Source organism: Wolbachia endosymbiont (group B) of Melanostoma mellinum (genome assembly GCF_947251465.1).
Classification (GTDB): domain Bacteria; phylum Pseudomonadota; class Alphaproteobacteria; order Rickettsiales; family Anaplasmataceae; genus Wolbachia.
Window position 1 is genome coordinate 873,357 of sequence record NZ_OX366366.1, and the last position, 13,376, is coordinate 886,732.

At 34.5% G+C, this 13,376-nt stretch carries 14 protein-coding genes, 2 tRNA genes and 1 pseudogene; 9 read left to right on the top strand and 8 right to left on the bottom strand.

All coding sequences use genetic code 11. From position 1 onward, the window contains the following. Positions 1-230 precede the first annotated feature (230 nt). Entirely contained in the window at positions 231-1,544 is a 1,314-nt protein-coding gene (locus OPR42_RS04055) for a lipase family protein (RefSeq protein ID WP_265041893.1), read from the top strand. A gap of 42 nt (positions 1,545-1,586) precedes the next feature. On the opposite strand, the gene OPR42_RS04060 is transcribed toward OPR42_RS04055, so the two are convergent. The 5 genes from OPR42_RS04060 to OPR42_RS04080 form a co-directional block, all read right to left on the bottom strand. Beyond that, on the bottom strand, positions 1,587-2,414 hold the full coding sequence (locus OPR42_RS04060; protein ID WP_019236725.1) for a 3'-5' exonuclease: 828 nt from the start codon (positions 2,412-2,414) through the stop codon (positions 1,587-1,589). Next, a complete protein-coding gene (gene era / locus OPR42_RS04065) occupies positions 2,407-3,291 on the bottom strand; it encodes a GTPase Era (protein ID WP_265041895.1) in 885 nt (294 codons plus the stop codon). The genes OPR42_RS04060 and era overlap by 8 nt, the downstream gene beginning before the upstream one ends. Positions 3,292-3,332: 41 nt before the next feature. Next, a complete protein-coding gene (locus OPR42_RS04070) occupies positions 3,333-3,824 on the bottom strand; it encodes a hypothetical protein (RefSeq protein ID WP_265041896.1) in 492 nt (163 codons plus the stop codon). A 197-nt stretch (positions 3,825-4,021) separates the two neighbouring features. Continuing rightward, positions 4,022-4,477, bottom strand: coding sequence for a hypothetical protein (locus OPR42_RS04075; protein ID WP_265041897.1), 456 nt, complete (start codon positions 4,475-4,477; stop codon positions 4,022-4,024). Positions 4,478-4,579: 102 nt separating this feature from the next. Beyond that, positions 4,580-4,652: transfer RNA gene (locus OPR42_RS04080), tRNA-Gly, on the bottom strand. A gap of 159 nt (positions 4,653-4,811) precedes the next feature. Between OPR42_RS04080 and OPR42_RS04085 the strand changes: the two genes are divergently transcribed. The 4 genes from OPR42_RS04085 to OPR42_RS04100 all read left to right on the top strand — a co-directional run bounded on the left by OPR42_RS04085 (position 4,812) and on the right by OPR42_RS04100 (position 6,789). Further along, positions 4,812-5,432, top strand: coding sequence for a ribonuclease D (locus OPR42_RS04085; RefSeq protein WP_007302121.1), 621 nt, complete (start codon positions 4,812-4,814; stop codon positions 5,430-5,432). A gap of 79 nt (positions 5,433-5,511) precedes the next feature. After that, positions 5,512-5,838, top strand: a complete 327-nt coding sequence (trxA, locus tag OPR42_RS04090) for a thioredoxin (protein ID WP_064085368.1) — start codon at positions 5,512-5,514, stop codon at positions 5,836-5,838. Positions 5,839-5,877: 39 nt separating this feature from the next. Next, a tRNA-Ile gene (locus OPR42_RS04095) sits at positions 5,878-5,954 on the top strand. A 589-nt stretch (positions 5,955-6,543) separates the two neighbouring features. Then, positions 6,544-6,789: a hypothetical protein gene (locus OPR42_RS04100; RefSeq protein ID WP_265041898.1), complete on the top strand. Its 246-nt coding sequence runs from the start codon at positions 6,544-6,546 to the stop codon at positions 6,787-6,789. A 15-nt stretch (positions 6,790-6,804) separates the two neighbouring features. Here OPR42_RS04100 and OPR42_RS04105 read toward each other — a convergent pair whose 3' ends face one another. Then, positions 6,805-7,938 carry an alpha/beta hydrolase gene (locus OPR42_RS04105; RefSeq protein ID WP_052264773.1) on the bottom strand — a complete coding sequence of 378 codons (1,134 nt, stop codon included), beginning with the start codon at positions 7,936-7,938 and terminating at the stop codon, positions 6,805-6,807. 180 nt (positions 7,939-8,118) lie between these two features. Here OPR42_RS04105 and OPR42_RS04110 point away from each other — a divergent pair, with 180 nt between their 5' ends. From OPR42_RS04110 to OPR42_RS04125, 4 genes are read left to right on the top strand one after another with little or no spacing between them, the layout of a single operon-like run. Beyond that, complete coding sequence (locus OPR42_RS04110; RefSeq protein WP_052264774.1) at positions 8,119-8,778, top strand: CADD family putative folate metabolism protein; 660 nt, start codon at positions 8,119-8,121, stop codon at positions 8,776-8,778. Between the two features lie 22 nt (positions 8,779-8,800). Further along, positions 8,801-9,187: a dihydroneopterin aldolase gene (locus tag OPR42_RS04115; protein WP_052264775.1), complete on the top strand. Its 387-nt coding sequence runs from the start codon at positions 8,801-8,803 to the stop codon at positions 9,185-9,187. Further along, positions 9,184-10,437 carry a dihydropteroate synthase gene (gene folP / locus OPR42_RS04120; RefSeq protein WP_265041900.1) on the top strand — a complete coding sequence of 418 codons (1,254 nt, stop codon included), beginning with the start codon at positions 9,184-9,186 and terminating at the stop codon, positions 10,435-10,437. Before OPR42_RS04115 ends, folP begins: the two co-directional genes overlap by 4 nt. Next, the gene (locus tag OPR42_RS04125) at positions 10,434-10,913 is read left to right on the top strand and encodes a dihydrofolate reductase (RefSeq protein ID WP_064085991.1); all 480 of its coding nucleotides are present in this window, start codon (positions 10,434-10,436) and stop codon (positions 10,911-10,913) included. Before folP ends, OPR42_RS04125 begins: the two co-directional genes overlap by 4 nt. A gap of 59 nt (positions 10,914-10,972) precedes the next feature. Here the strand turns inward: OPR42_RS04125 and OPR42_RS04130 are convergent. Continuing rightward, positions 10,973-11,212: pseudogene (locus OPR42_RS04130) on the bottom strand (transposase); the annotation flags it as partial. 567 nt (positions 11,213-11,779) lie between these two features. Beyond that, entirely contained in the window at positions 11,780-13,165 is a 1,386-nt protein-coding gene (gene purF / locus OPR42_RS04135) for an amidophosphoribosyltransferase (RefSeq protein ID WP_265030815.1), read from the bottom strand. Positions 13,166-13,376: the final 211 nt, after the last annotated feature.

Genomic DNA, 13,376 nt, shown 5'->3' on the forward strand with positions numbered 1-13,376 from the left:
GCAATACTTTAAAAGCAACTTTCTTAATACGCTCAACGTGTATATTAACCAAAATTTAGTACAGAGGTTTGCTTGTTAGTGTATTATAACTCTATACTTATTCTATGGAAGTAAAATTTACTCAAGTGAAAGTACATAAAGATTAAAATATTAATATAACTATTGACAATAATATTAGTTTATATTATAATTAGTGAATTATTGTTTTATTTTTAATAATTAAGGTATTTATGGATTTTAGTTTTTTACGAAATTGGTTTAGCACTACAGGTGCTGCTACAGGCTCAGAGCCAGGTAATACTGAACAGCCAGATTCTATTTCAGTAGATGATGGCAAATACGAGATGAAAGAATATGACGATGAATTTGAGATCATTGAAGATTATGAATTTATAAATCGTGCTGATCCAAATGAGCCATGTTCTTTACCTTCTGACTATAAAATAGATGAAAGTATTGTAAAAATTGCAGGATTTGATCGAGAGAAATTATTAGAAATGGGTAATTTCTGCAAGATAAGCTATGGCGATGATGATGGTAAATTAAGTAAAAAAAGATGTAACAACCTAGCTCAAAGAGTATACAAAACTGAATTTGAAATTGTAGAAGATTTTGAAATTGTTCCATCTACTGAAAAAATGTATAAAACTAGAGCTGAACTCATCAGCGAAGGTTATGAAATTATTCCATTTGGTAATAGCTTTGAAAAAGATGCTGGTCACGTTTTTATAAAAGGTAAAGAAATAACAATAGCTTACCATGGTACTCGTCTGAGCCAGAGTTTTAATGATGGAATTACTGATATAAATGTACTTTTTGCTACTTCGGAATTTTTACCTGAAGGTGGAAGAATTCATTGTGGTTTCTATAATTCATTTATGGATTCATGGCCTAATCTGTATGGCATTTTGAAATCTTATGCTGAAAAACAAGAATCAGAAATCAAAGATTTTAAAATCAATCTCACAGGTCACAGTATGGGAGGAGCTATTGCTAAGATAGCTGCTTTATGCCTCAATAAAACAGAAGGAGCTGAAGATGTTCATGTTGCAACTTTTGGTGATCCACGAGTTTTTGATCTTACTGCTAGTGAATTTTATAATGATGTTCTTCAAGAAAAAACCATTAGAGTAACTCAACATAGACAAGACCCAGTACCAGCGGTATCACCTGGTATTTGTGGTTATGCTCATGTAGGTGCACAATTGAGAATATCAGTACCTGAAGGATATTTTGTTCATCAAATAGATGGTTATCATGAAGCCATTAAAATAATGGATGAAAAGGATTTCCGATCGAACAATAACGTTTCTCTCTTTTATTACCCTTCGAGAATATTAAGTCGAATTAACTGTGCAGTTTTAGGTAATGCTCAATATTATGCTGCTAATTTAGGTAATTATATTCTTGGTGGACAAAATTTTTTCGAGAAAGTAAAAAAGGAATACCAAGATAAAAACTTAGAAAATTTTTCTAAGCTTGAACAAGCAGAAGTTAAGCAAAGGGCACATCAAAATGTCTTTTCTACTACAAGGAGTTTATAACTACTATACAGAGCAATCATTAGATTGCTCTGTAGCATCTATTCATTTAAATTCAATATAAAAATTTTCACCAGAAGTTATTTTCCATTCTTCTTTAAATTTCTTTAGGTGTTCTTTTTTTTCGCATTCTAAAAGCAGTTCTTCTATGCTCTTATTATAGCTTTCTGTAGTAATTCTTCCTTGATGATGCATAAACCTCAAATAAATCAAATAAGTGTTAATCACATCTGTTTCACAATAATCGCGAATCTCTTGTATTTTGCCACTATCATATAAGTCCATAACTTGTGAACCATCAACTCCAATCTTACCGGGAAGATTAAATGCTGCGCAAACTTCGTTCATCTTCATTCTTGCGGAAGCTCCAAAATCAGAGAGAGATTCAAGCAAATCACAATGCCAATCACTACTGTACCTCTGATTGTAACTATTCCACTTATCGCCAGCTTTGTGAAAATATTCTGCTTGAATGCCATGAACCATAGCACGGTACTTCAGTACCGGTATATCAAAAGTGCGTCCATTGAACGAAACTAGTCTTGGCTTTTTCTCTGATATGTAGTTAAAAAATCCCTTTACTAGCTCTTTTTCATTGGAGTTTACTGTGCCTCCAGATCTTATTTCTTGTAGTGTGAACATTTCATAACCGCTCTGGCGTGTTATATTACAAAGTAAAAAACTAATGACTACAACAAGGTGGAAGGGCTGACGCAGAAAAGAGTTTTGCCCGTTTGTTATTTCAAGATGATATTTTGTTAATGCGTTCCTCTTTTCTTCTACACTGCTATCATCACTAATATTTAGTAAATTCTTGCAGGAATTTACATCTGGTATAGTTTCAATATCAAATACTAACAAAGAATTAAGCATTACTTATATATTCCTCAGGGCGATCAGTCCAAGGTCGCACTTTTACGAACAAAAAGAGATGAACTTTACACTCAAATAACTTTTCCAATTCTGTACGTGCCTCGATATTAATTTTTTTTATGCTACTGCCGTCTTTTCCTAGCACTATTTTCTTATGATTATCTTTCAATACAAATATGATCTGTTTTATGACTAAACTCTTATCTTTTTTTTCCTCAAATTGTTCAGTTATAACAGCTGTAGAGTATGGCAATTCTTCACGTAGGTTCAAGAATAACTTTTCTCTCGTAATTTCCGCTGATAAAAAATCAGCTGAGGAATCAGTTATTTGATCTTTTTCATAAAACCAAGGGCCTATCGGTGCAATTTTAGACAAGTAACTAGTCAGATCAGAAAGTCCATCATTCTTCAGTGCCGAGATCGTAAAAATTTTTTCAAACTTATAAAGCAAATTTAGATGCTCATGTGCCATCTTGAGCTCTGATTTCTTTACTAAATCAGTTTTATTGATAACCAAAATGCATCTGCCTTTTGTGCGCTCTAGTCGTGCAAATATCGTTTTTATTCTTTCTATATTTTTTAGGTAATTGTTTACATCAACAAGCAACAAAGTAATGTCACTATCCTTAACTGCTCCCCATGCAGATTTGACTAAAGCTTTTTCAAGATTTGTTTCTGCTGAAAACACTCCTGGAGAGTCAGTAAAAACAATTTGCGCATTGTTGCATATAGCAACACCCCTTACCTGCGTCCTTGTTGTCTGCACTTTAGGGGTGACAATAGCAATTTTCTTGCCTACGATGCTGTTAATCAGCGTTGACTTTCCAGCATTTGGCAAACCAGCTATCGTTACAAATAAGCATCTTTCTTCTTTCACAAAGGAAATTATAAAGAAAACTAAATGCTAACGTCAATTGATTATTTTGCAGGTAGATCGCACTCTTCCTCTTTTGAAGAAAAACGCTCAACTATAGGTGATATAATATACTCATTCACTTTTTCAGCTATTGGTTCAATAACACAAACTGTTACAAATAACCCTGCGATTACTGCTATGGGTGCTATCACCGCACCTGCTAAAGCTGCCGATCCCATTCCAAGCATTGCACCAGGGAAAACAGCAGTTGCAGCTGCAGCAAGACCAACTCCAATTGCAGCACTTGCAAGTGCGAAAATACCAGAATAGATAGGATCATATTTTTCATCCTTTTGAATATGATCTTTTTTGCAAAATTTGTATAGTAGCTTCCCCGCAAACAGAGCTGTAATCAATGCTGGAACTATAGAACCAACAATCCCACCCATTACCAAAGGTGATAAAGCTGTAAAACTGAGTCCCAAACCTGTAAGTGCTCCTATTGATGTAGCTATACCTAAGTCAAATAACATTGGTTTAGTCTTGTTGTCCATATAATCTTCCTAAATAATAATTTTCTAAAAAGCTTTTAGCTACTTTTAGTATAGCTGAACTAGTTGAATAGGGGAAGGAAATTTTTTATGTTAAAATTAAAGAGCGGGAGAAGGGCCTCGACCTCAACCTTGGCAAGGTTGCACCTTACGAACTTCCACAAGCCACTTATAGGCAAAATAAAAAGCAAAAACCTCACTTAAACTCCCTGTTCTTTTGAAGAAAAACGCTCAACTATAGGTGATATAATATACTCATTCACTTTCTGAGCTATTGGTTCAATAATACCAAATGCTACAAGGAACCCTGCAATTACTGCTATGGGTGCTATTATTGCACCTGCTAAAGCTGCCGATCCCATTCCAAGCATTATACTTGGAGAAATAGCAGTTGCAGCTGCAGCAAGACCAACTCCAATTGCAGCACTTGCAACAAATAAACAAGCATGAGCGCAAGCATGAGCATAAGAGAATTGGGATTGTGAGAGTCTCTCACCTGTACAAAGGGCAAAGTGTAAGAGTGCAGGAATTGCAGCAATAATTCCACCCATTACCAAAGGTGATAAAGCTGTAAAACTGAGTCCCAAACCTGTAAGTGCTCCTATTGGTATATCTGTACCTAAGATAAATAACATTGGTTTAGTCTTGTTGTTCATATAATCCTCCTAAATAATAATTTTCTAAAAAGCTTTTAGCTACTTTTAGTATAGCTGAACTAGTTGAATAGGGGAAGGAAATTTTTTATGTTAAAATTAAAGAGCGGGAGAAGGGGTTCGAACCCTCGACCTCAACCTTGGCAAGGTTGCGCTCTACCAACTGAGCTACTCCCGCAGTTAAATTCTGCTTAGATTCTACTTCTAATTATAGGTACATATTACAATTTGTAAACCCTACATGCATGAAAATCATGAGAGCCAATTTTCTATGATCTTTTCGTATACTTAAAACTCATTTTTGATTATTGTATATGTCATAAAACATATTAAATTTATGAGAATATTTATATATAAGGACGACCTGCCAGCCAGTGCAATACCGAATGATATAAAATCTATAGCTGTTGATACAGAGGCAATGGGGCTACTGCATAGCAGAGATAGATTATGCCTTGTTCAGCTCTCTTTCAATGATGGCAACGCTCACTTAGTTCAATTCAAAAACGATTATACAGCTCCAAATTTGAGAAAAATATTAGAGGATAAAAATATAACCAAAATATTTCACTTTGCGCGATTTGATGTGAGTATAATACATTACTACCTGCAAACTTGGGCACTGCCTTGCTATTGCACGAAAATAGCCTCACGTTTAGTTCGCACCTACACAGATAATCATAGCTTAAAAGAGTTGTGCTTAGAACTACTTGATATAAAATTAAATAAGCAACAACAATCTTCTGATTGGGGAAATGAAAATTTAACAGACAAGCAAAAAAGTTATGCTGCATCTGATGTTTTATATCTCCATAAAATAAAGGAAAAGCTAGATTTAATGCTAGAACGTGAAAATAGAAAAGAATTAGCCGAAAAGTGCTTTGAATTTCTTCCTACTCGTATTGAGCTAGATTCAATGGGTTGGGGGAGTGTAGATATCTTTAATCATCATATGTAATCACTTCACTTGAATCCAGAAAAATTTAGTTGATCAGCTGTTAATTGATACGCTATATTTATAAAAATTTAGGTATTTTATGAGTGATGATATTAAAGCGGTAAATGATCAAAATTTCGAATCTGAAGTTGCTAACCACAAAGGATTTGTGCTGGTAGATTTTTGGGCAGAATGGTGTGGACCATGCAAAAGTCTGATGCCACGTATCGAGCAGTTAGCCAAGGATAGAAAAGACAAGATCAAAATCTGTAAGTTTGACATAGATGGAGAAACTGAGGTGCCAAGTAAGTATGGAGTTCAATCTATACCTACTTTAATCATATTTCAAGATGGTAAGGAAATTGCACGCAAAATTGGCGCAATAAATGATTTACACAGTTGGGTTGATAGTGAAATAAGCGAGTAGACAAATTTCCTTTTGCGTGTATTATAGGTGTTGATAAAAGGGATTGTAGCTCAGTCGGTTAGAGCAGTTCGCTCATAACGAATTGGTCGTAGGTTCGAGTCCTACCAATCCCACCACTATTGATACAATTGCAAGGCCTACTCTCTTAGATAAGCTTTTTGCCTTATTAAAGTACTTGGTTGTTAGTGTTTGAAAACTCCATGATATTAGATTCCTTGCATAACTGGAATTCAAAAGTTCCAGCGCGGTTTTCTTATTGGATCTCAGCTGGGATGACGCCTCGTTATGAAAGAAATCTATTGTCAAAAAAAATTACTTCCGCGTATTTTGAATCTGATTATAATGACAATTAGAGATATTTTAAGAGCTCAAAAATTTATCTTTGTCTGCAGACTTTCAATTAACTTTTCAATAAAAAACGTAGCGTATCTTTTTCAGCGTATACACACTTCTGTCATATGTGCGCTGCATTTTTTTCTAATCTTTTTATACAGGAGGATTTTATGTCCAGAATTCCAGATACTTGACCTTTACTTTAGCTAATAAAAACCAACTGGCGCCTTTGGTTTTTATAAAGAAAATCTAGGAAATAACCAAAAACTGTTTCCAGGCATAAATTTGCCATGTATGCCTAAAAAGTAATAATATTAACATAATGTTCATATTTGTATGCTAATATTAGAATTATTTGAATTGGAGAATATTATGCAACAACAAGCATCAAACAGAGAGCAAGGGATTAAATTTAGATATAATCAATGTCAGCAGAAATGCCATTCCTACAAAACAAAACGGACAGACCAAGAATGCCTAGATGAATGCTATGAGAAGTACGTTTCTAAACTTTATCCACAAATTAGTGAGAAATTATTAGCTAGTGAAAACAATCTCTATGATGAAAGCACAAAATTATCACTTATGGCAGATACTCTAGATGCAATGTTTTTTTAATCACAAAAGAAACACTTATTTCAATATTTGCAGAGATGTTAGCTTTTTAGATATATTCTGACTTATTGAATAATTCTTTAAATTGGTAAAATACTGTTTCTTTTCCTCTATTTCTTTTTCACTATTCTTTCCACATATCGCTTCTGTTTTTATCTCTGGTTGTTTCTCTTGATTGAGAGAGCCCTTCTTTTCAAAATAATTATCTGTGAATTCTAAAAAGAGTGAAATCAGCTCAGGAAGATTGTATTTGTGTTCACTTGATGAGCACAATTCTGTAATCGAAGAAAAGTGAATATCATCTGCCTTAATAGGTAGTAACGATAGAAACTTATTCCAGCATTTTTTCATTATTCCAACTTCAGGTTCAAGGTTTTTTATTTTAGCTAAGTTGGCATGCTCCATAAAAAACTCTTTATATTGCTCAAAACCTTCAAAAGTTTCTTTTTTTTGGTAGTTTTTTTTCCTATGACTTTTTTCTATGTCAGCAATTTTAGTACCTATATTTGCCTGCTTACTAATAAAGCCATCGTTCTCTAAGTTAAAACAAATTGTGTATGGAGTAATGTCGTTTACTATTGTGTGTGGCTTAAAGTGCCAACCAAAGCATTTGAGTATGAATTTTATTATAGGAGGAAATAGCCATTTAGGTTTTGATATGTGTAGTAATTTCACTACAAGTTTTTTGAATGAGCTAAAGGATTTATTGATAATGCATCTTAAATGAATATTTTCATCTTTTTTAAACTTTTTATAAACCTCCGCAGCTATTGGTCCTCCAGCACAGCTTCCATACAGTACTATATTGTCTGGGTGAATGCCTTGCTTTAGAAGATCTGAAATGACTCCAATTCCTGCATTTACTCGATTTCGACCGTTTAAAGAATGGCCTTTGCTTTTTCCAGAACCAGGAAAATTAATAAGGTGAACATCCATACCTGCTTCAGCTGCCCAATTCCATTCACTTTTGTCTTCATTTGGCTCTTTTTCAAAAGTATATGTAAGCCCTGGAAAGTAAACTATATGCTTTTTCTTTCTGCTATCTGCACTGCTCTTCGAGTTTGACATCACTATCTTTTGAATTCGCATTCCATTTTGAACTTCTACGAACTCTTCCCTAATTTTTATTGTATTTTCTTCTGTTACTTTCATTTTGCGTTTTTCACTATATTGATTTAATAATACATGAAATTTTAGAAAAAATCAATTTTACTAAAAAATTAACTTATAGCGTATCTATCTTTATATTTATTGGAATTAAAGTAGTAGTGAGAAATGCCTCTTGACATTTGATAAACCTAAACGTAGCCTAAAACAATTTACTGTTTATTTATGACATTTGTTCAATTACTTAATAATCAATTAGATAGTTTACACTTATTAAAACACCCATTTTACGAGTCATGGAATGAAGGTAGCTTAAGCCTGCAGGCTCTGCAAACCTACGCTAAGGAATATTATCACCATGTTGCTGCTTTTCCTCGTTATATCAGCGGTATACATTCCTTGTGTCCGAATTTGAAAATGCGGCAAGTTTTACTTGGTAATTTAATAGAGGAAGAACAAGGCGACGAGAATCACCCAGAATTATGGCAGCGTTTTGCTGAAGGACTGGGAGTAGCACGTTCAGAACTTTGTGAAAATGCACAAATTAAGGAGACACGAGAATTAGTTGATGGTTATTTTGACATTGTAAAATCAGATTTTGCAGCAGGTCTTGGAGCTCTGTACGCTTATGAACGTCAAACTCCAGAGGTTTCTAAGTCTAAAATTGAAGGTCTGAAAAAACACTATTCAATAAATGATGAGCGTTCTCTCAAATTTTTTACCGTTCATATGGAAGCTGATGAGTGGCATTCTGAAGAATGTGCAAACCTTATTGCAGATTTAAACGAAGAAGAACAAGAGAAAGTTATGCAAGGCGCTGAAAAAGGAGCAAAACTCTTATGGGGTTTTCTTGATGGCATGATGAATGTTGATGTTTGTCATTAATTATAAGTAGATACTAAATTCAGTGGTAGCATGTAATCTTCTTATATCTGATTTACGGCTTTGGGTTCATTTGGGATGTAGTGCAGAAGAGAAGTCTTCTCCCCAATTGGTGAGTATTGACGTTGATTTCACTTTTAAATCTCCTCCTTCAGGGCTTACAACTGATCAACTTAAAGATACTATCTGCTATTTGGAAGTAGTGCAAAATATTCAATCTCTTGTTCAGGGCAAGCAATTTAATTTAATCGAGCATTTAACTCATGAGATATACAGAGCCATTAATAACCTTTTGCTGCGAAAGAAGCATATTATTTCTTCTGTCAGGGTGACTACTCACAAAATCGCACCACCAGTTCCTGGTGTGCATGGGGGCGTTTTTTTTACTTACTGTAATGAATTGCAAGAATGATCTATATTTCTATTGGATCAAATATAGGGAATCGCCTTTCCCATTTACAAAGAGCTACTGAGTTACTAAAGAAGCGCTATTTAAAAGGCTTAAAGTCTTCGATCATTCTAGAAACTGAGGCTATTTTACCAAATGGTGCTCCACCTGAGTGGAATAAGCCATTTCTTAACATGATTGTCTATGGAAGTTGTTCTTCTTCTCCTGAGGAGCTACTAAAAGGCTTAAAACAAATTGAATGTGACATTGGTCGTCCACAAGTCTACGAAAAATGGGCACCTCGTGTTATTGATTTAGATATTTTGTTATGGGATGATCTAACGCTTGATACACCTGACCTTAAAATTCCTCATCCAGAATTGGTACACAGACCATTTTTGCTCCACTTGATGGCAATGGTTAACAAAACTTTTGCTTTCAATGTTCAAGAATGTTTTTCAAAGAGTTTTACGCTTTCACCAAAGCTTATGGGTATCGTCAATATTACCCCTGATTCATTTTCAGATGGTGGTCTTTATTATGATGCGAATCGAGCAACCAAGCAGGCATTGCAGTTGGTATCAGATGGTGCAAGCATAGTTGATCTTGGAGCTCAATCAACAAGGCCTGGAGCTTCAATAAAGACACCAGAGGAAGAGTATGAACGTCTAAAACCAGTACTTGATAATCTTAGCGACTATATGAAAAATGGTGATATTGAAGTCAGCATTGATAGTTTTTGGCCAGACATTATTTTAAACGTTTTGAAGCACTACAATATTGCCTGGGTAAATGATCAGAAGGGAGATCTGAGTAGTAATACCTTAAAAGAAGTTGCTAGCAGTGGGTGTAGTGTCGTTATTATGCATTCACTTTCGATACCACCACATAAGGAAAATATTATTCCACATGATATTGACCCAATTGATATCATAAATAATTGGGCAGAGAAGAGCATTAATAGGTTACTTGACCTTGGTTTTGATGAAAATTCAATAATTATTGATCCTGGTATTGGTTTTGGCAAATCTATGTATCAGAATATTCAGATTTTACGCAGTATAGAAACTTTACAAAATTTTGGCTGCAAGGTTTTAGTTGGCCATTCTAGAAAGTCATTTATTTCTTCTTTTTCCACAGAGCCTGCCTCTAATAGAGATTTAGAAACAATTGCTACATCTGCTATACTGCACAATAAGGTTGATTTCCTTAGAGTGCATAATGTACGCGACCACATGAGATTTTTTGTAGCCCAAGCTGTCTTAAAAGGATGAAGATTATTGGAATTATGGCTGTTGACCCTAATGGGGTAATTGGAATAAATAATGATTTGCCCTGGCGTTATCCAAGTGAGTTTAAACATTTTTGTCAAGTGACCGACAAACAAATTATTGTGATGGGAAGAAAGACATTTGAAACCGTGCCTCAAAGCATACTAAAGAATCGTACACCTATTGTTTTCTCCCGTAACAAGTGTTTTAATAGAGGTCCAAAATGTACTGTTGTCTCTTCCATGCAAGAATTTCTGTCAATTCAAAGTAGTTCTCAAGTCTTTGTGATTGGTGGGGCACAAATAGCACACCTTTTTTTAGAGCATAACCTAATCTCAGAATTTATTATAACTGAAATTCACAAGCCCTATAAGGGTGATACATACCTCAATTTAGCATTTTTTGATGGATGGAATAAAACTATTCTCGTCAGAACAGAAGACTATACTATATTCAATTGTATCCGTTCGGCAGAGTAGTAAAATTATTAGCATAAAAGTAATCAACGTTTCTAATGAAAGCTGGATCCCAGTGGGCTTTGTTGCAAATACCCTTTTATGAACCCGACTGTTTGTCTTAAACCAATTCTAAAGAAACTGACGATTATATGCACTAAAATCACAACTTTATCACTATAAATATAGTTGCCACCCTGCATTTTTGGACAATTCTCGTACCAATTTTCTATGGCGTCATTGATATAACAAAAAATGCTTCCTCTTTCTTGGAGAAATTTGTTATATTTATGGCAGTTACTGACTCTCATTTTTTGTGGCATATTTTTTCTTCAACAGTTAAATGGCTGTTTTATAATGAATTTTGTCAGTAACTGCCAGTTCTTTTCACTTGAGCGATGCAACAAAGCCCACTGTGATCCAGCCTTTCTTACCAACAAAAACCTAGCATAACTTTTGTGCTCAAAAGATTTCTGGATTCCAGCATCAAGTGCTAGCCTGAAGCTTTAGCTATAAATATTAAGAAATTTACCAAACGAAGAAAAAAGGCAGAAGAATCCCCGTGTGACGAGTTTTATAATGTAAATTGGCGCTATAATAATGTGCTAACAAGCGCGTTTTGGCTGAATGTAGAAAAAATAAAAAAGGCCGCTATAATTTTTGTGTAATTTGCCAATAAATATTTGAGTTTTTTACTGATTTTGTGATTGAGCCTGCAGGTCAAAAATAAGGATAAATACTCTTAGTATCATAGTAAAGGGAATGACGAAATTTGTAAAGTAGTTTTCACTCAAATGACGCCCAGGCAAAAACTATATGGTTATGCAAAAAATCTATTTTTAAAACTGTTAATATAACATAGAAAAAACCTCACCTTCATTAATAATAGATTACTTACCAATTGGGTAGTCACCAGTGAAACAAGCATCACAATATTGCGGTGTAGCATTGTTACGTTTTTCTGCTTTAACAGCTCTGTATAGCCCATCAATACTCAAAAAGGCTAAGCTATCTACTCCTATACTTTCCTTTATCTCTTCTATAGATTGAGTCGCAGCAATTAAATCTTTGCAATCTGGTGTATCTATTCCATAAAAACAAGAGTGCTTAATTGGTGGACTTGAAATTTTGAGGTGAATCTCTTTTACTTCTGCATCCTTTAGCATAACTATTATATTTCTGAGCGTACTACCACGCACTATACTATCATCTATTAAAATTATGTTTTTGCCTTTCAAAGTGTGCTTATTAGCATTGAATTTTAATTTTATTCTAACTTTACGTACTTCAGCGGTGGGTTGTATAAAAGTTCTTCCTATGTAATGATTACGAATTATCCCCAGTTCCATAGGTAATCCTGAATGCTTTGCATATCCAATAGCTGCAGGTATTCCAGAATCAGGTATTGGTACAACCATATCTACATTGTTTTTTGGTGGGCTCTCTTCTGCAAGTATTCTTCCTATTTCTTTTCTTATATCATATATGGACCTCTTCTCCATTATGCTGTCTGGCCTCGAGAAGTAAACGTATTCAAAAATACAAAAACTTGATTTTTGCTGTGGGAAAGGAAACATTGAGGCTAGCTTACTATCCGAACTGATGGTAACTAATTCGCCTGGTTCTATTTCTCTAATAAACTCTGCATTTATTATATCAAGAGCACAAGTTTCAGATGCAAGAACGTAAGAACCGTTTAACTTTCCTAAAACAAGAGGCCTGATTCCAGATGGATCACGTACTCCAATAACTACTTCTTGATTGATTGCCACAAAAGAATAAGCACCTTGTATTTGCTTTAATGCATATATAAAACTCTCTAAAAAGCTATCTTTTTCACCGCTTGCTGTCAGATGCACTACTACTTCTGTATCAATATCTGACTGAAAAACGCACTCTTGTTTAATTAATTGTTCGCGTATCGGAGAAATATTAATTAAATTACCATTATGTGCTATGGCAAAATCCCCAAATTTGCCACTTTTGCCAAACATGGGCTGCACTCCAAATTTACTACCACTTGTTGAGTATCGAACATGACCTATTGCACAATCTCCAGGTAAGGATTTCTTTATTTCATCTATATCATCAAATACACTGCTCACTTGACCCTGAAAGTGATAAGAGTGCAGCTTATCGTTGTTACTGGTTACTACGCCAAAAGACTCTTGACCTCTATGCTGCAAAGCGTGGAGAGCAAGTATAGAGTTAAAAGCAGCACTTTGGTTGTAACTTATGCCAAATACCCCGCACTCCTCATGTACTTCATCAAGCATGAAAAATATTAAATAAAGCCTGATTGTACTTTAGTAGAGGCAAAGTACAAGAATTTTATTTGTTAATCCCTTTCAAAGTTGAAGTTTTCTACGGTAGTTTTGATGTATACCAGAAAGTAGGTTATATGCAATTAACCAATTTTGAGATTTTTGACAATTTTTTAGCACTGAAGAGAAAAAGATATTTTTATTGACTTATCTATGTATTGAA